Origin of the sequence: Ectopseudomonas toyotomiensis (assembly GCF_017167985.1) — a bacterium.
Lineage (GTDB): Bacteria > Pseudomonadota > Gammaproteobacteria > Pseudomonadales > Pseudomonadaceae > Aquipseudomonas > Aquipseudomonas toyotomiensis.
Window position 1 is genome coordinate 572743 of sequence record NZ_CP070505.1, and the last position, 17090, is coordinate 589832.

Consider the following 17090-nt stretch of genomic DNA (forward strand, 5'->3'; position numbering starts at 1 on the left):
GATGGATAAGCTCGAGCAGTACCGCGTCTTCCTGCACATCGCCGAGATGGGCAGCTTCATCAAGGCGGCAAACGCCCTGGAACTGCCACGCGCATCGGCATCGGCTGCACTGCAGCAACTGGAAACTCAGCTGGGCGTACGTTTGCTGCACCGCACCACGCGCAATGTTCGCCTGACGCCGGATGGCAGTCAGTTGCTCGAACGCATTCGTGAATTGCTGGCATTGGCCGAGGACATCGAGCAGAGCGCGCAAGGCACCCAAGGCCAGGTCAGCGGACGTTTGAAGATCGACGTCCCCAGCCGCATCGCCCGGCGTCTGATCGCACCGGCGCTACCGCCCCTGCTGCGTCGCCATCCGCAGCTGCAACTGCTGCTGAGCTCGACCGACCGCGCCATCGACCTGGTCAAGGAAGGCGTCGACTGCGTGCTGCGCGTCGGCACGCTCAGCGACAGCAGCCTGGCCGCCCGGCCGCTGGGCAACCTGGCGCTGATCAACTGCGCCAGCCCGGCCTACCTGCGTGAACATGGCGAGCCGCAGCAGGCCGATGACCTGGCAGGCAATCACTGGATGGTCGGCTACGCCTCACCCACCAGCGGCCGCGAGATGCCCTGGGAATATGTCGACGAGAATGGCGAGCAGTGCGAACTGCGCCCGGCCAGCCGCGTGATCGTCAACAACGCGGAGAACTACATCGCCTGCTGCCTGGCCGGCCTGGGCCTGATCCAGATTCCACGCTTCGACGTGCAGCACCTGCTGGCCTCCGGCGAACTGGTGGAGGTGATGCCACAACAGCGTGCCGCCGCCATGCCGATCGCCCTGCTCTACCCGCACCGCCGCCAGCGCTCACGGCGCCTGGCGGTGCTAATCGAGTGGTTGGAGCAGTTGATGGCGCCCCATCTGGAATGACTCAGAACCTGTTTATGTTCTGCTGCCCCTCGGCCTGCCGTGGTTGAAAACAGGTTCTACACCCACTGATCGTTACGCTTGCGCTTGACCCGCAGCATGGTCGGCAGAATCAGCCCGAGCAACAGCCCGGCGCCGGCGATGCTGCCGCCATAGGCCATGTAGCGCATCAGCACCTGCTGCTGTTCCTCACCCAGTTGTGCCTGGGCATCGCGCAGCTGCGAACGGGTGGTGGTCAGCTCGGCGTCCAGCGCGCCGCGGGCGGCCTGCAGCTCGTCGATCAGTTTCTTGCGCGAATCGAGGGTTTCCTGCATGCCTTGCACACGCACCTTCCAGGCGTCGTCGATGCCTTTGAGCTCAGCGCTGAGGTCGGCGACTTTCTGTTCCAGTTGCGGCAGGCGCTCGGCCTGGCCTGGCACCGACTGCAGGTCGCGGCTGGGAATCCAGACGCTGCTGCCGCTGGCGCTACGCACCTGGCTATAGTCGCCCTGGGTGCGCAACAGCTCCACTTTCTCCCCGGAAACCAGGGTGCCGACGATGCGGTAGCCATCGGTAGGGCCACTGCGCACGTAGGTATTCAGGCTGTCGCTGACCCAGCGCTGGTTGCCAGACGTTTCTTCGGCCAGAGACGGTTGTGCGCCGCCGAGCAGGCCACCGAGCAGCAGGCAGGCACTGAGAATGCGAGGTTGGAGTGGAGCATGACGAGATAAAAACATGGGGCGATCTTCACGTGGCAGTCAGACGAACCCGGCAAACGGGATGGACGTTGCCGGCCACGCGCTGAACAACACGCTCAAGCATGATCCAGGCAGAATCCGCGACGTAGACGCCACACTAGCGGCCAATAGCCATCTATTCCTGCCGGTACGGGCCGACAGCAGACAGACATTGGCCACTCGCTTCGAGTTCACTCCAGGCAGGAGATGGTAGATGGACGGAAGGTGGCGTCAGCCGTTGTGGCGCTGAACGAAGGTAGAGAAATCCGCCAACGGCATCGGCCGGCCAAGCAGATATCCCTGGAACTGACTGCAACCGTTGTCCGCCAGAAACCTACGTTGCGCCTCGGTTTCCACGCCCTCGGCGATCACCGTCATGCCCATGCTCTGCCCCAGAGCGATCACCGTGCGCACGATGGTTTCGCTGTTGGCATCGGTGAGCACGTCGCAGATGAACGAACGGTCGATTTTCAGTTTGCTCAGCGGCAGGCGCTTGAGGTGGCTCAGGGAAGAAAAGCCGGTACCGAAGTCATCCAGCGAGAAGCGCACACCATGTTCGACCAGCGCCGTCATCTTGCGCGTGAGGTCCTCCATGTCATGCACGATCAGCGTCTCGGTCAACTCCAGTTCCAGGCGCCGGGCATCGATACCGTGGCGCTCGATCAGGCCGAGAATTTCGGCGACGAAACTGTTTTGCGAGAACTGCTTCTGGCTGATGTTCACCGCCAGGCCCAGGTCGCCGAAGAGCGGGTCATCCTTCCACCGGCGCAGCTGCGCGGCCGTTTGCTCCAGCACCCACTGGCCAATGGGGATGATCAGCCCGGTATTCTCGGCGTGGTCGATGAACTCGCCAGGTGCCAACAGACCGCGTTGCGGGTGCTGCCAGCGAATCAGCAACTCGGCGCCGATGACCCGCCCGGCACCATTGAGCTGCGGCTGGTAATACAGCACGAACTGTTGCTCGCGAATGGCCGCGCGCAGGTCGCGATCCAGCTCCGAGCGCTCGGCGGTGTCGCTCTGCAGGATATGCAGGAGCAGAAAGAACAGCGCCATGGCAGCGAAGCCCTGTACCCAGGAACCGACGATGCGCACGTCGTCCGGCAACGCATAGAGATCGGTGGGCCGCCAGTTGGACGCAGCCAGGGCGACGAACAGCAGCAGACAGAACAGGGACATGCCGTAACGCAGCCACAGGGGCTCATCGCGGAAGGCCATCAACGCGCCGACAGCCACCGGTAGCAGATAGAGATGTGTCGCACGCGGCGCCATGAGGGTCGGCGGGTCGAGCAGCAGGGTCGAGGCGACGACGATGAGGATCAGCGCACCGAACAGAATGAGGTTGGCGCTGCGGGCCTGGTTGCGCAGCGTCAGGGCGAAGACCGCCACACCGCTGAGGATGATGGCCACATCCATGATGACGATGGCCCAGTAGCCGCGAGAGGAAAAGAACAGCCCCCAGAGCAGGCCCATCACGATCATCACCAGACTCGACAGCATGCGCATGCGCCGCTCGCGGCGCTGCCCGACCAGAGCCAGGTCTGCACCATGCCAGAGTTTGCGAACGCGCCTGCCGAAGCTCGAGAGTGATGGCATGGTGAAATCCTGATCCGATCACTTCATTCTTGAAGCTGCCTGGCCGAATGCAAGTTTCCGATGCAGCTTTTAACAGGCGGTTAACAGGCCGTTGAAAAACGTAGGCGAGGCAGCCAGTGCAATACCGATGGCGGCCCCACAAAAACAGGCGAAAAAAGCACTGGGCCCGCACTCGGGTTTACGAGTTGTAAATGAGCATTTTGATCGGACTCGCGCACGAGCCTGTTTTTAACGCAGCAATGGCAACGCAGGTAGTTTTTCAACAGCCTGTTAATGCTGCCAGTGCGCCTCGCTGGCCAGCCGTTCGGCAATGAAGTCCAGCAGCAGGCGCATCGCCGGCAGCATCTGTCGACGGGTACCGTACAGGGCATGGATGCCCAGCTCCGGCGGCCGGTAATCCGCCAGAAGCTGCACCAGGCGTCCTTCGCGTAGCAAAGCTTCGACCGAATACAGCGGTTGCAGGCTGATACCGGCACCCGCCAGCGCCGCTTCCAGCAGCACCATCGACTCGTTGGCGCTGAGGCTGCCGGACACCGAAACCGCACTCGCCTCCCCTCGATGCTCGAACTCCCACAGGCTGCGGCCGAAGTAGGCGTAAGCCAGGCAGTTATGCCGGGCCAGATCCTCCGGGCGCTGCGGTGTGCCGTGTCGCGCCAGGTAATCCGGGCTGGCACAGACCACCGAGCGGCACACAGCCAGGCGCCGCGCGATCAGATTCGGATCGAGCTGATTGGTAATGCGCAGCGCCAGGTCGATGCGCGCCTCCACCAGATTGACCGCTTCGCTGCCCACCAGCAGGTCGACGTTGACCTGCGGGTAACGCTCGGTGAAGGCCTGCAGCGCATGCACCAGCCAGGCCTGGGCGAAGGACTGGCTGCAGGTGATACGCAGGGTGCCGCGCGGCGTATCGTCCACCCCCTGGCCGATTGCCTGCATACGCTCGGCCAGGGCCAACATCTCGCGGCACTGCGGCAGCATCTGCTCGCCGGCCGCTGTCAGGCTCAAGCGCCGTGTGCTGCGGTGCAACAAGCGCACACCGGACCAGGCTTCCAGCTCGGCAAGGTAGCGCGAAACCATCGCCCGCGACATGTCCAGCGCCTCGGCAGCGGCCGTCTGACTGCCCCGCTCCAGTACCTCGGCGAACACCCGCGCCGCCATCAGTCGATCCATGATTCGCTCGATTCATGCAACAAATATGGCCAGCTTACGGGGATTTTCGCTCGACAGGTAGCGCATAAGATGCGCCGCACCCTATCTGCCTGGAGATCGTTCATGTCCCACGTCACCCGTTTTATCGCCGGCCTCGGCCTGCTCGCCGCTGCCAGCGGCGCCCTCGCCCAGTCGCTGACACTGGACACCTACAACCCGCGTGAAGCCGCTGTATTTCCTGTCAGCTCGACCCTGATCAGCGGCGAGAAGGACGCCATCCTGGTGGATGCGCAGTTCTCCAACGATGAGGCGCAGGAACTGGTCGAACGTATCCGCGCCAGCGGCAAGCGCCTGACCACCATCTTCATCAGCCATGGCGACCCGGACTTCTACTTCGGCCTCGACGTTCTGACCCGCGCCTACCCCGAAGCCAAGGTGCTGGCCACGCCGGCCACCGTCGCCTATATCGAGAAGACCCGCGCGCCCAAGCTGGCGTACTGGGGGCCGATTCTCAAGGACAGCGCGCCGGCCCGTACCGTTGTGCCCGAAGCCCTGCAGGGCAATCAGCTGCAGCTGGAAGGCCAGCGTATCGAGGTGGTCGGCCATGACCCGCAACACACCAGCCTGTGGATTCCCGGCATCAAGGCCGTGGTCGGCGGCGTGCTGAACAGCGCCAACATCCACCTCTGGGTGGCTGACGCGCAGAGCGTCGAGGCTCGGCAAAGCTGGCTGAAGTCGCTGGATGAACTCGAAGCCCTGCAACCGACCAGCCTGGTGCCAGGCCACTACCTGGGCGAGCCGGCGTTGGACCTGGCCGACCTGCGCTTCACCCGCGATTACCTGCGGGCTCTGGAGCAGGAACTGCCGAAAGCCAAGAACGCCCAGGTGCTGATCACGGCGATGAAGGCACGCTTTCCAAGGCTGCAGGATGACAGCAGCCTGGAGCTGAGCGCCAAGGTACTCAAGGGCGAGATGCAGTGGCCTTGAAGCGTTGCGCTGCCTCAAGCGGCCGCGTTAGCGCCCTTGTCGAACATCAGGGCCAGCCCCTGCCCTGATGTTCGCCCCCCGTGATGCATACGCCTGACAGCGTCTCTGACCTGTCGGGCGTTGCCGTTTCAGGGCCGGCAAAACCTGTACAGCCTGCACAAGCGCCGGCGTGACTCGGCAGCCATTGCACGAACGTGCACGAAAGGGCTTGCAAAGAAAGGCAAACAGCTATACAAAAACTGTACACAAGTAATTATTGTATAGCTTTAGGTAAATCGACATGCCGTCCTACCGTGCCCCGCTACGTGACATGCGCTTTGTGTTCGAAGAATTGCTCGACGCCTATACCCTGCTGCAAACGCTGCCCGAACAGCGTGAGTTCACTGCCGACCTCGGCGGCGCAATTCTCGAAGAAGCGGCCAAGCTGGCCGAGAACGTACTCGCCCCCCTCAATGGCCCCGGTGACAAGCAGGGCTGCCAGTACGACCCGCAGACCCACAGCGTGCGCACCCCCGACGGTTTCAAGACCGCCTATCAGCAGTTCGCCGAAGGCGGCTGGACGGCACTGGCCTGCACGCCTCGGTTCGGCGGCCAGGGCCTGCCCCACGTACTCAACATGCTGGTCGAGGAGATGACCTGCTCGGCCAACCTGTCGCTCGGCATGTACCCCGGCCTGACCCATGGCGCCATCAACGCCCTGACCAGCCATGGCACGCCCGAGCAGCAGGCGACCTACCTGCCGCGCCTGATAAGCGGCGAGTGGACCGGCACCATGTGCCTGACCGAAGCGCAATGCGGTACTGATCTCGGCCTGATTCGCACCCGCGCCGTGCCGCAGGCCGATGGCAGCTACGCCATCACCGGCACCAAGATCTGGATCACCGGCGGCGAGCACGACCTGGTCGACAACATCGTCCACCTGGTGCTGGCCAAGCTGCCGGACGCACCGGACAGCGTCAAAGGTATCTCCCTGTTCCTCGTGCCCAAGGTACTGGAGGACGGCAGCCGCAACCCGGCCTTCTGTGGCGGCCTGGAGCACAAGATGGGCATCAAGGGCTCGGCCACCTGCGTGATGAATTTCGAAGGTGCCAAGGGTTGGCTGATCGGCGAGCCGAACAAGGGCCTGAGCTGCATGTTCACCATGATGAACTCGGCGCGCCTGATGGTCGGCATGCAGGGTCTGGGCGTGGCCGAAAGCGCCTACCAGATCGCCCTGGGCTTCGCTCGCGAACGCTTGCAGAGCCGCTCCATCTCCGGGCCCAAGGCCGCCGACAAACCGGCCGACCCGATCACCGTGCACCCGGACGTACGGCGCATGCTGCTGCGGCAGAAGGTGATGATCGAAGGCTGCCGCGCCCTCGCTTACTTCGCCGGCCTGCAGCAGGACATCGCCCACGGCGCCGAAGATGCCGAAACGCGCAGCCGCGCCGACGATCTGGTGCAATTGCTCACACCGGTGGTGAAGGCCTTCCTCACCGATGAAGGCTTCACCTGCGCCAACGAAGGCCTGCAGGTGCTGGGCGGCTCCGGTTTCACCGAAGACTGGGGGATCGAGCAACTGGTGCGCGACAGCCGCATCACCCGTATCTACGAAGGCACCAACGGCATCCAGGCGCTCGATCTGGTTGGTCGCAAGCTCGCACTCGGAGGCGGTCGCGCCGTGCGCGCGTTCTTCGCCCTGGTCGAAGGCTGGCTCAAGAACAATGCCGATGCCCCGCATGCCACTGCGGTGACCCAGGCATTGAAGCAACTGCAGCAGGCCACCCTGTGGCTGGCCAGCGAAGGCAGCAAGGACCCGGAGCAGGCTGCGGCAGCGGCGACGCCCTATCTGCGCCTGTTCGGCCTGACCAGCCTGGCCTGGTTGTGGTCGCAACAAGCCCAGCTGGCCCAGCGCCAACTCGATGCCGGCAGTTCGGAAACCCATTTCTATGCGGCCAAGATCAAGTCCGCCGATTTCTTCATGGCCCGCATCCTGCCAGAAACCGACGCCCTGCTCAGCGAGATCAAGGCAGGCAAGGCGACACTGATGGCGTTCACTGACGAGGAGTTCGCCGCCTGATCGCAGGCGGTACTGACAAGCTGCGCAATCCGACAACCCACCTCTCCCCTTTTTGGTTGTCGGATTTTTTTATTGGCTACCCGCGGCCATTCGATGGCCGCGGCCAACTGCAACTGCGGAGGGATGACTCATGGCAGCCCTGACATCACGCCTCTGTTCGGCCCTGCTGCTGACGCTGGCACTTGCCAGCACCTCGGTGCAAGCCAACAACCAGAGCGGCTGGCGTGAACAGCTACCGCAGGCCGAGCTGGTCGGCAGCGGTGATTTCAGCTGGTTCGGTTTCTCGGTCTACAACGCCAAGCTATGGAGCCCGGCGCAGCAGGTGAATTTCTCCCAGCCCTTCGCCCTGGAGCTGACCTACAGGCGCACCATCAGCCGGGAAACCCTGGTCGAAACCAGTCTCGACGAAATACGCCGGATCAACGGCCAACCCCTCGACCGCGAACAGCAGAGCGAGTGGACGCAGCAGATGAGCCAGGCGTTCGTCGATGTGAAGGATGGCACACGCATCACCGGCGTATTCCTGCCCGACCAGGGCTGTCGCTTCTACGTCGACGGCAAACTGCAGCACGTCATCGACGATCAAGAGTTCGCCCGCGCCTTCTTCTCCATCTGGCTCGATCCGCAGACCCGCAGCCCGAAGCTGCGCGCGGCATTGCTCGGTCTCAACCCCTGAGGTATCGCATGAAAGCCCTATTGATTGTGCTGAGCAGCCTGCTGCTGATCAGCTGCGGCCAGGTCCCGGTCGAACGTTACGCCAACGAGAAACCCGTGCTGGATCTGCCCACCTACTTCTCCGGGCCGGTGCAAGCCTGGGGCATGTTCCAGGACCGCTCCGGCGAAGTGATCAAGCGCTTTCACGTCGATATCCAGAGTCGCCGCGAGGGCGACAAGCTGATCCTCGATGAGCGTTTCCTGTACAGCGACGGCACCCGCCAGCGCCGGGTCTGGACGCTGACGCCCGACGGTACGGGACGCTGGATCGGCACCGCGGACGACGTGGTCGGCGAAGCCATAGGCGAAGTGGCCGGCAACGCCCTGCGTTGGCGTTACCACCTCAACCTGCCTGTGGACGATACGACCTATGTCGTTTACTTCGATGACTGGATGTACCTGATGGACGACGACACCCTGATCAATCGCTCGGTCATGAGCAAGTTCGGCATCGAACTCGGTCAGGTCACGCTGTTCTTCCGCCGTGGCGCCGCTCAGCCATGACCCTGCACAGCCTGGGCAACGGCTACAAGGCTCTAGTGATTGGCGCCAGCGGCACCATCGGCCAGGCCTTCTGTCAGTTGCTGCGCGCCGACCCCAACTGCGCCGGCGTACGTGAGCTGAGCCGTAGCAGCTCACCGGCGCTCGATCTCGAAGCTCCCACCAGCATCGCCGAAGCCGCAGCAGCCTTGGCGGACGAAGGGCCGTATCAGTTGATCCTGCACACGGCCGGACTGCTACATCGCACGGGCATAGCGCCGGAGAAAAGCCTGGCGGCGATCGAAGCCGATGCACTGCAGGCGATATTCCAAGTCAATGCGCTGGGGCCGGCTCTGGTGCTGCGCCACTTCCTGCCACTGCTCGACAAACAGGGCGCCATGGCCATGCTTTCGGCCAAGGTCGGCAGCATCGGCGACAACCGCCTCGGTGGTTGGTACGCCTACCGAGCGTCCAAGGCGGCGCTGAACATGCTGATCAAGACCGCCGCGATCGAGCTGGCACGCAGCAAGCCCAAGGCACGCCTGCTCAGCCTGCACCCCGGCACGGTAATTTCACCCTTGTCACAGCCCTTCCGTGGCGCGGTAGCTGCACGCCCGGCCGAACAGGCCGCCGCTGAAATGCTGCAAGTGATCGACGGTCTGGGGCCCGAGCACAGCGGCAGCTTCCACGCCTACGACGGCCAGCCCTTGCCCTGGTGACAACAGCCAACCAGGGTGGCTTGCGCATCAGGGGCGCGGCTGGCCGGCGCCCTTGAGAAAGAACTGCTCCAGCACCGCCAGTGAACGCGCACTGGCGGCGCGACCACGGCGCTCGGCATCGACCATGCCATAGATCAGCGATACGAACAGTTCGGTCAACAGCTCGGCGGTGATGTCGATGCGAAAGTACCCCTCCTGCTGGCCACGCAGGAAGAAGCTGTCCAATGCATCGGTGTAGGCGATCCAGCGTGCCCCGTCCTGGTCCGGGTCGAGACTGTCGGGGCGGTACTGGAAGATCATGAACACCAGCAACTCGCGGTGTCTGAGGTGATTCTCGATCAGGTTGCGCAATGCCTGCGCCACATCGGCGACCTGCAGGTCGGCGTCTTCGATCACCTGGTTGAGCGCTGCCTGACTGTGATTCATCAGGCGCTCGATCAGGCTGTCACGCGTGCCACAGAAACGATGCAAGGTGGCCTTGCTGACGCCCGCGGCTTCGGCCAGATCTTTCAGCGTCGCCCGCGGGCGATCGACGATGGCAACAGCCAGGGCCTTGAGCAGTTTTTCATCATTGGACATCGCAGGCCCTCCGCTTGAGCAGCGCGCATTGTGCAGAAAAAGTCCCCAGACTCAACGGGGACTTACAATTTTGCTCACATAAGATCCATATGAGTCAATATTGACTCATTTTAGCCAAAGCATGATCATTCGCGCCTTTCAAGGAAAATGGATCTCACTCCAGGTGACAGCATGAGCACAATTCGCGGACGTTACGTTTTTTCAGTGGTCGCTCTACTGGCGGCAATCGGCCTGGCCGGCTGCGACAAAGGCGAGCAAGGAGGGGGTGAGGCGCCACCACGCGAGGTCGACGTGCTGACCGTCAAGACCGAGCCGTTCACCGTGATCGCCGAACTGCCAGGCCGAATCGAGCCGGTGCGGGTCGCCGAAGTACGCGCCCGGGTCGCCGGCATCGTGCTCAAACGCACCTTCGAGGAAGGCGCCGACGTCAAGGCCGGCGACCTGCTGTTCCAGATCGACCCGGCACCGTTCAAGGCCGCCCTGTCGCGTGCTCAGGGCGAACTGGCCCGCGCCGAGGCGCAGCTGTTCCAGGCGCAGGCCACGGTCAAGCGCTACGAGCCACTGGTGAAGATCGATGCGGTCAGCAAGCAGGACTTCGATGTCGCCAAGGCTGCCCTGCAAAGCGCCCAGGCCGACAAGCGCTCGGCACAAGCCAGCGTGGAAACCGCGCGGCTGGATCTGGGTTATGCCGAAGTGCGCGCGCCCATTGCCGGACGCATCGGCCGCGCCCAGGTGACCGAAGGCGCGCTGGTCGGCCAGGGTGAGGCCACCCTGCTCGCCCGCATTCAGCAGCTCGACCCGGTCTACGCCGACTTCACCCAGCCGGCCGCCGATGCCCTGCGTCTGCGCGCCGCCATCGCCGATGGCAAGGTTGCCGGTGCAGCCGATCAGCCCTTGTCGCTGCGCGTCGATGGCACCGATATCGAGAGCAAAGGCACCCTGCTATTCACCGATATCTCGGTGGATCGCAGCACCGGCCAGATCGCCCTGCGCGGCCGCTTCGACAACCCGCAAGGCGTGCTGCTGCCGGGCATGTACGTGCGTGTGCTGACGCCGCAGGGGCTGAACCAGAACGCCATCCTGGTGCCGCAGCGTGCCGTGCAGCGTGCTGCCGACGGCCAGGCCAGCGTGATGCTGCTGGGCGAAGACGACACCGTCGAGGTTCGCCAGGTCACCACCGGCGCCATGCACGGCTCACGCTGGCTGATCGCCGAAGGCCTCGCGGCCGGCGAAAAGGTGATCACCAGCTCGCTGGCTGCCATCAAGCCCGGCGCCAAGGTCGTGCCGCGCGAGGAAGCTGACGCGCACGCTCCACAATCCCAGGCGCAGTAAGCCGGAGAGAACCCCATGTCCCTGTTTTTCATACGGCGCCCCAATTTCGCCTGGGTGGTCGCCCTGTTCATCTCGCTGGCCGGCCTGCTGGCCATCCCGTTCCTGCCGGTAGCGCAGTACCCCAACGTGGCGCCGCCGCAGATCACCGTGACCGCCACCTATCCGGGCGCCTCGGCGCAGGTACTGACCGACTCGGTGACCAGCGTCATCGAGGAAGAGCTCAACGGTGCGAAGAACCTGCTGTACTTCGAGTCCACCAGCAACGCCAACGGCATCGCCGAGATCACCGTCACCTTCCAGCCGGGCACTGACCCCGAACTGGCCCAGGTCGACGTGCAGAACCGCCTGAAGAAAGCCGAGGCACGCATGCCGCAGGCCGTGCTCACCCTGGGCATCCAGACCGAGCAGGCCACGGCGGGCTTCCTGCTGATCTACGCGCTGAGCTACAAGGATGGCGGCAAGAACGACAACACCACGGCGCTGGCCGACTACGCCGCGCGCAACATCAACAACGAGATCCGTCGCGTCCCAGGCGTCGGCAAGCTGCAGTTCTTCGCCTCCGAAGCCGCCATGCGCGTATGGATCGACCCGCAGAAGCTGGTCGGCTACGGCCTGTCGATCGACGACGTGAACAACGCCATCCGCGCGCAGAACGTGCAGGTGCCGGCCGGCGCCTTCGGCAGCACGCCAGGCTCCAGCGAGCAGCAACTGACTGCCACCCTGGCGGTCAAGGGCACCCTGGACAACCCGGATGAATTCGCCGCCATCGTGCTGCGCGCCAACCAGGACGGCTCGCGCCTGACCCTGGGCGACGTGGCGCGCATCGAGGTCGGCAGCCAGGACTACAACTTCGGTTCGCGCCAGGACGGCAAGCCCGCCGTCGCCGCCGCCGTGCAGCTGTCGCCCGGTGCCAACGCCATCCAGACCGCCGAGGCGGTGAAACAGCGCCTGACCGAACTGTCGGTGAACTTCCCGGACAACGTCGAGTTCTCGGTGCCTTACGACACCTCGCGCTTCGTCGACGTGGCCATCGACAAGGTCATCATGACCCTGGTCGAGGCCATGGTGCTGGTGTTCCTGGTGATGTTCCTGTTCCTGCAGAACGTGCGCTACACCCTGATCCCGTCCATCGTGGTGCCGGTGTGCCTGCTCGGCACCCTGACCTTCATGTACCTGCTGGGCTTCTCGGTGAACATGATGACCATGTTCGGCATGGTTCTGGCCATCGGCATCCTGGTCGACGATGCCATCGTGGTAGTGGAGAACGTCGAGCGGATCATGGCCGAGGAAGGCCTGGCGCCAGTTCCGGCGACCATCAAGGCGATGGGCCAGGTATCCGGGGCGATCATCGGCATTACCCTGGTGCTGTCGGCGGTGTTCCTGCCGCTGGCCTTCATGTCCGGTTCGGTCGGCGTGATCTACCAGCAGTTCTCGCTGTCGCTGGCGGTGTCGATTCTGTTCTCCGGCTTCCTGGCCCTGACCTTCACCCCGGCGCTGTGCGCGACGATTCTCAAGCCCATCCCACAGGGGCATCACGAGAAGAGCGGCTTCTTCGGCGCTTTCAATCGCCTGTTCACTCGCTTGACCGGGCGCTACACCGCGCTCAACGGCAAACTGGTGCCACGCGCAGGCCGCCTCATGTTCGTCTACCTGGGCATCGTGGTGCTGATGGGCTTTTTCTACCTGCGCCTGCCGGAATCCTTCGTACCGGTCGAAGACCAGGGCTACATGATCGTCGACATCCAGCTACCACCGGGCGCCACACGTGAGCGCACCTCGGCAGCCGGCGAGGAACTGGAAGAATTCCTGATGGCCCGCGAAGCCATCGAGACCTCCTTCCTGGTGCTCGGCTTCAGCTTCTCTGGCATGGGCGAGAACGCCGCCATCGCCTTCCCGCTGCTCAAGGACTGGTCGGAGCGTGACTCCACCCAATCACCGGAGGCCGAATCGGCAGCGGTCAACCAGCACTTCGCCAACCTCGACGACGGCGCCATGATGGCCGTGCCGCCACCGCCGATCGAAGGCCTGGGCAACTCCGGCGGCTTCGCCCTGCGTCTGCAGGACCGTGCAGGTCTCGGCCGCGACGCCCTGCTCGCCGCACGCGACGAGGTGCTGGGCAAGGTCAACGGCAATCCGAAGTTCCTCTACGCCATGATGGAAGGTCTGGCCGAGGCGCCGCAGTTGCGCCTGGTCATCGACCGCGAACAGGCACGTACCCTCGGTGTGAGCTTCGAGTCGGTGAGCAGCGCACTGTCCACCGCCTTCGGCTCCTCGGTGATCAACGACTTCGCCAACGCAGGTCGCCAGCAACGCGTGGTGGTGCAGGCCGAGCAGGCTGAACGGATGACCCCGGAAAGCGTGCTCCGGCTGCACGTACCCAACGACAGCGGTGGGCTGGTACCACTGAGCGCCTTCGTCACCACGCAGTGGGAAGAAGGTCCGGTGCAGATCGCCCGCTACAACGGTTATCCGTCGATCCGCATCGCCGGCGACGCCGCCCCTGGCGTCAGCACCGGCGAGGCCATGGCCGAACTGGAGCGCATCGCCGCCGAGCTTCCGGAAGGCATCGGTTATGAGTGGACCGGCCTGTCGTATCAGGAGCGGGTCGCCAGTGGCCAGGCAGTGATGCTCTTCGCCCTGGCCATCACCGTGGTGTTCCTGCTGCTGGTGGCCCTCTACGAGAGCTGGGCGATCCCGCTGAGCGTGATGCTCATCGTGCCGGTCGGCGCCCTCGGCGCGGTGCTGGCGGTGACCGCCATCGGCCTGCCCAACGACGTCTACTTCAAGGTCGGCCTGATCACCGTGATCGGCCTGGCGGCGAAGAACGCCATCCTCATCGTCGAGTTCGCCAAGGATCTGTGGGAAGACGGCTACTCGTTGCGCGATGCCGCCATCGAAGCAGCACGCCTTCGTTTCCGCCCGATCATCATGACCTCCATGGCCTTCATGCTCGGCGTGGTACCGCTGGCCATCGCCACCGGCGCCGGCGCCGCCAGCCAGCGCGCACTGGGTACCGGCGTACTGGGCGGCATGCTCAGCGCGACCATGCTCGGGGTGATCTTCGTGCCGATCTTCTTCGTCTGGGTGCTGTCGCTGCTGCGTACCAAACCTCAGCAAACCGACAACCATCCCCTGCATAAAGCGGAGTAATGCGATGACCTCTCACCTCATGCTGCGCCCCGCTCTGCTGACCCTGGCCGTCGCCCTCGGCGGCTGTTCTCTGGCACCTCATTACGAGCGGCCAGAGGCGCCGGTCGCAGCCGACTGGCAGGTGGCCGACGCCAATGGCACCCGCGCGCAAGCGCTGGACTGGCAGACCTTCATCGTCGATGCCGACCTGCGCCGCGCGGTGGATACCGCACTGAACAACAACCGCAGCCTGCGCCAGGCGCTGCTGGATATCGAGGCGGCGCGTGCGCAGTACCGCATCCAGCGCGCCGACCGTCTGCCGTCGCTCAATGCCAATGTCAGCGGCAACCGCCAGCGCTTGCCGGCAGATCAGTCGCAAACCGGCCGCTCGGAGGTCACCAGCGTCTATCAGGTCGGCCTCGGCCTGGCCGAGTACGAAGTCGACCTGTTCGGCCGCGTGCGCAATCTGTCGGAGTCTGCACTGGAAACCTACCTGGCCACCGAGGAAGCGACCCGCGCCACGCAGATCAGCCTGATTGCCGAAGTGATCCAGGCCTACCTGACCCGCGATGGCGCACTACGGCGCAAGGCGCTGGTGGAACAGACCCTGGACAGCCGCCTGGCCTCGCTGGAGCTGGTCAGCAGACGCCGCGAAGTCGGCGCCGCCACCGCCCTGGATTACCAGGAAGCGGTCGGCCTCGCCGAGCAGGCCAGGGCCGAGCGAGAAAGTACCGAGCGCCAGCTGCGCCAGGCGGACAACGCTCTGGCGCTGCTGCTCGGCACGCCAGACGCCGAGCGACTGTTGCCGTCGACCCCACGCGACGAGCTGATGGTGCTGCAAGACATCGCCCCCGGCACCAGCTCGGAACTGATCGAGCGTCGCCCCGACATTCTTGCCAGCGAACATCGCCTCAAGGCACGCAATGCCGATATCGGTGCGGCCCGTGCGGCGTTCTTCCCGCGCATCACCCTGACCGGCTCGGTGGGCAGTTCCAGCACAGAGCTGTCCGGGCTGTTCGAGGGCGGCTCGCGGGCCTGGAGCTTCGCCCCGACGCTGTCGCTGCCGATCTTCGCTGGCGGCCGCAACCGCGCCAACCTGGATCTCGCCGAAGTGCGCCAGGACGCCGCCGTGGCCGACTACGAAGGCACCATCCAGACCGCCTTCCGCGAAGTCGCCGACGCCCTCGCCGCCACCGACACGCTGCGCCGCGAAGAAACCGCGCGGCGTGCCCTGGCCGAATCCAGCCGAGCGGCCGAAGCCCTGGCTGAAGCTCGCTACAGAGGCGGTGTGGATGACCACCTGCGCTACCTGGATGCCCAGCGCAGCAGCTTCAACGACCAGACCACGCTGACCCAGATCAGCACCGAGCGCCAACTGGCGCTGGCCGACCTATTCAGGGCGCTGGGCGGCGGCTGGCAGCGCTAGCCGCCGCCCAGCGCCACAAACGACAAGGCCACGCATCAGCGTGGCCTTGTCGTTTTCGATCCGAAGCGTATTCGACCTAACCAGCCCCCAGCAGATCGTTGGCGTCGAGCAGACGCCAGGCAATTTCCGGCCTTTTCTCCATGGCCCGGCGGATCGCTGCCGGGATGCTCTGCCGCGTCTTGCGACACAACCCCGGGTGGGCATCGAAATGCATGTGGATGCCGCGCATGCTGCGTACCTCGCCATGGGCTGGCTCGATGTGCAGGCGAATGCCCAACTGCTCGAGCATGCGTTGCTGCATGCGCTCGAGGTCTTCCAGGCTCTGTAGGTTTTCCAGGCGCTCTAGCAGGCGCTGCTCCTCGCTGCGGGTCAGCAGCAGGATACGCGTGTCGGCGCCCGGCCTGTCCAGCAGCTCGTCGCGCTGGCAGTCGCAGGCACCCGGTGGGCAGGGAGTACGCAGGGGCAATGGTGAATTCATGGTCCTGATCATAGCCATAGCCATGCGCGCTGCCCATCCACGCCCATCGCTTGGCTTGCCTACGCTGCAGACTCCGTTAAGCTCACAGCATTTCCCCCGATGCAAGGATGAACACCATGCTGCGCCTCACCACGTTCGTCGCTGGCCTGCTGCTTTCGGCCAACGTCTTCGCCCTGTCCCTCTCCGACCTGAGCCAGCAGGACGCCAGTGGCGGCCTCAAGGACGCGCTGATCCAGGGCGCCCAGGTGGCCGTCAAGCAACTGGGCACGCCCGGCGGCTTCAGCAACAACCCGGACGTGCGCATCGAGCTGCCCGGCAAACTCGGCAAGGCGGCCAAGACCATGAAGATGATGGGCATGGGCGCCCAGGTCGATCAGCTCGAAGCGAGCATGAACAAGGCCGCCGAGGCTGCGGTGCCACAGGCCCAGGCGCTGCTGGTCGACGCCGTGAAGAAGATGACCGTGGCCGACGCCAAGTCGATTCTCAGCGGCCCGCAGGACTCGGCCACCCAATACCTGAACAAGAGCAGCCGCGAGCAGATCCGCGCCAAATTCCTGCCCATCGTCAAGCAGGCCACCGACCAGGTCGGTCTGGCCCAGCAGTACAACGCCTTCGCCGGCCAGGCCGCCAGCTTTGGCGTGGTCGACGCCAAGAGCAGCACGGTGGAAAGCTACGTCACCGAACAGGCACTCGACGGCCTGTTCGAAATGATTGCCAAGCAGGAAGCCAGCATCCGTCAGAACCCGGCCGGTGCCGCTACCAGCCTGGCTAAGAAAGTATTCGGCGCGCTCTGAACACCCTGGCGGCGGATGTTCTCCGCCGCCA

15 protein-coding genes are annotated in these 17090 nt (G+C 64.5%); 10 read left to right on the forward strand and 5 right to left on the reverse strand.

Annotation, left to right across the window (positions count from 1 at the left end; all coding sequences use genetic code 11):
- Position 1: 1 nt before the first annotated feature.
- Positions 2-907, forward strand: a complete 906-nt coding sequence (locus JWV26_RS02500; protein ID WP_206418313.1) for a LysR family transcriptional regulator — start codon at positions 2-4, stop codon at positions 905-907.
- Positions 908-963: 56 nt separating this feature from the next.
- On the opposite strand, the gene JWV26_RS02505 is transcribed toward JWV26_RS02500, so the two are convergent.
- From JWV26_RS02505 to JWV26_RS02515, 3 genes are all read right to left on the reverse strand, one after another.
- Positions 964-1620 (reverse strand): TIGR04211 family SH3 domain-containing protein, encoded by a 657-nt coding sequence (locus tag JWV26_RS02505; protein WP_072425499.1) that lies wholly within the window; start codon positions 1618-1620, stop codon positions 964-966.
- A 231-nt stretch (positions 1621-1851) separates the two neighbouring features.
- On the reverse strand, positions 1852-3213 hold the full coding sequence (locus JWV26_RS02510) for a putative bifunctional diguanylate cyclase/phosphodiesterase (RefSeq protein ID WP_072425500.1): 1362 nt from the start codon (positions 3211-3213) through the stop codon (positions 1852-1854).
- A 270-nt stretch (positions 3214-3483) separates the two neighbouring features.
- Positions 3484-4383, reverse strand: a complete 900-nt coding sequence (locus JWV26_RS02515) for a LysR family transcriptional regulator (RefSeq protein ID WP_206418314.1) — start codon at positions 4381-4383, stop codon at positions 3484-3486.
- Positions 4384-4485: 102 nt separating this feature from the next.
- On the opposite strand from JWV26_RS02515, the gene JWV26_RS02520 reads away from it, so the two are divergent.
- The 5 genes from JWV26_RS02520 (at position 4486) to JWV26_RS02540 (ending at position 9321) form a co-directional block, all read left to right on the forward strand.
- Positions 4486-5349, forward strand: a complete 864-nt coding sequence (locus tag JWV26_RS02520) for an MBL fold metallo-hydrolase (protein ID WP_206418315.1) — start codon at positions 4486-4488, stop codon at positions 5347-5349.
- 280 nt (positions 5350-5629) lie between these two features.
- A complete protein-coding gene (locus JWV26_RS02525; protein ID WP_206418316.1) occupies positions 5630-7408 on the forward strand; it encodes an acyl-CoA dehydrogenase C-terminal domain-containing protein in 1779 nt (592 codons plus the stop codon).
- Positions 7409-7538: 130 nt separating this feature from the next.
- Positions 7539-8084: a chalcone isomerase family protein gene (locus JWV26_RS02530; protein WP_093050450.1), complete on the forward strand. Its 546-nt coding sequence runs from the start codon at positions 7539-7541 to the stop codon at positions 8082-8084.
- Between the two features lie 8 nt (positions 8085-8092).
- Positions 8093-8626 carry a DUF3833 domain-containing protein gene (locus JWV26_RS02535; protein ID WP_074918242.1) on the forward strand — a complete coding sequence of 178 codons (534 nt, stop codon included), beginning with the start codon at positions 8093-8095 and terminating at the stop codon, positions 8624-8626.
- Positions 8623-9321 carry an SDR family NAD(P)-dependent oxidoreductase gene (locus JWV26_RS02540; protein ID WP_206418317.1) on the forward strand — a complete coding sequence of 233 codons (699 nt, stop codon included), beginning with the start codon at positions 8623-8625 and terminating at the stop codon, positions 9319-9321. The genes JWV26_RS02535 and JWV26_RS02540 overlap by 4 nt, the downstream gene beginning before the upstream one ends.
- 27 nt (positions 9322-9348) lie before the next feature.
- Here JWV26_RS02540 and JWV26_RS02545 read toward each other — a convergent pair whose 3' ends face one another.
- Positions 9349-9900 (reverse strand): TetR/AcrR family transcriptional regulator, encoded by a 552-nt coding sequence (locus JWV26_RS02545; RefSeq protein WP_072425506.1) that lies wholly within the window; start codon positions 9898-9900, stop codon positions 9349-9351.
- 171 nt (positions 9901-10071) lie between these two features.
- Here JWV26_RS02545 and JWV26_RS02550 point away from each other — a divergent pair, with 171 nt between their 5' ends.
- Genes JWV26_RS02550 through JWV26_RS02560 form a run of 3 tightly spaced genes read left to right on the forward strand, consistent with a single transcriptional unit; the run spans position 10072 to position 15787 of the window.
- The gene (locus JWV26_RS02550) at positions 10072-11232 is read left to right on the forward strand and encodes an efflux RND transporter periplasmic adaptor subunit (protein ID WP_206418318.1); all 1161 of its coding nucleotides are present in this window, start codon (positions 10072-10074) and stop codon (positions 11230-11232) included.
- 15 nt (positions 11233-11247) lie between these two features.
- On the forward strand, positions 11248-14382 hold the full coding sequence (gene tmexD, locus JWV26_RS02555) for a multidrug efflux RND transporter permease subunit TMexD (protein ID WP_206418319.1): 3135 nt from the start codon (positions 11248-11250) through the stop codon (positions 14380-14382).
- Positions 14383-14386: 4 nt separating this feature from the next.
- A complete protein-coding gene (locus JWV26_RS02560; protein WP_241201267.1) occupies positions 14387-15787 on the forward strand; it encodes an efflux transporter outer membrane subunit in 1401 nt (466 codons plus the stop codon).
- 76 nt (positions 15788-15863) lie between these two features.
- On the opposite strand, the gene JWV26_RS02565 is transcribed toward JWV26_RS02560, so the two are convergent.
- Positions 15864-16265: a hypothetical protein gene (locus JWV26_RS02565; RefSeq protein WP_206418320.1), complete on the reverse strand. Its 402-nt coding sequence runs from the start codon at positions 16263-16265 to the stop codon at positions 15864-15866.
- A gap of 116 nt (positions 16266-16381) precedes the next feature.
- Here JWV26_RS02565 and JWV26_RS02570 point away from each other — a divergent pair, with 116 nt between their 5' ends.
- A complete protein-coding gene (locus JWV26_RS02570; protein WP_196461196.1) occupies positions 16382-17059 on the forward strand; it encodes a DUF4197 domain-containing protein in 678 nt (225 codons plus the stop codon).
- Positions 17060-17090: the final 31 nt, after the last annotated feature.

Coding starts and splice junctions, on each gene's coding strand:
- JWV26_RS02500 (WP_206418313.1), top strand. CDS start 2: ATGGATAAGCTCGAGCAGTACCGCGTCTTCCTGCACATCGCCGAGATG.
- JWV26_RS02505 (WP_072425499.1), bottom strand. CDS start 1,620: ATGTTTTTATCTCGTCATGCTCCACTCCAACCTCGCATTCTCAGTGCC.
- JWV26_RS02510 (WP_072425500.1), bottom strand. CDS start 3,213: ATGCCATCACTCTCGAGCTTCGGCAGGCGCGTTCGCAAACTCTGGCAT.
- JWV26_RS02515 (WP_206418314.1), bottom strand. CDS start 4,383: ATGGATCGACTGATGGCGGCGCGGGTGTTCGCCGAGGTACTGGAGCGG.
- JWV26_RS02520 (WP_206418315.1), top strand. CDS start 4,486: ATGTCCCACGTCACCCGTTTTATCGCCGGCCTCGGCCTGCTCGCCGCT.
- JWV26_RS02525 (WP_206418316.1), top strand. CDS start 5,630: ATGCCGTCCTACCGTGCCCCGCTACGTGACATGCGCTTTGTGTTCGAA.
- JWV26_RS02530 (WP_093050450.1), top strand. CDS start 7,539: ATGGCAGCCCTGACATCACGCCTCTGTTCGGCCCTGCTGCTGACGCTG.
- JWV26_RS02535 (WP_074918242.1), top strand. CDS start 8,093: ATGAAAGCCCTATTGATTGTGCTGAGCAGCCTGCTGCTGATCAGCTGC.
- JWV26_RS02540 (WP_206418317.1), top strand. CDS start 8,623: ATGACCCTGCACAGCCTGGGCAACGGCTACAAGGCTCTAGTGATTGGC.
- JWV26_RS02545 (WP_072425506.1), bottom strand. CDS start 9,900: ATGTCCAATGATGAAAAACTGCTCAAGGCCCTGGCTGTTGCCATCGTC.
- JWV26_RS02550 (WP_206418318.1), top strand. CDS start 10,072: ATGAGCACAATTCGCGGACGTTACGTTTTTTCAGTGGTCGCTCTACTG.
- tmexD (WP_206418319.1), top strand. CDS start 11,248: ATGTCCCTGTTTTTCATACGGCGCCCCAATTTCGCCTGGGTGGTCGCC.
- JWV26_RS02560 (WP_241201267.1), top strand. CDS start 14,387: ATGACCTCTCACCTCATGCTGCGCCCCGCTCTGCTGACCCTGGCCGTC.
- JWV26_RS02565 (WP_206418320.1), bottom strand. CDS start 16,265: ATGAATTCACCATTGCCCCTGCGTACTCCCTGCCCACCGGGTGCCTGC.
- JWV26_RS02570 (WP_196461196.1), top strand. CDS start 16,382: ATGCTGCGCCTCACCACGTTCGTCGCTGGCCTGCTGCTTTCGGCCAAC.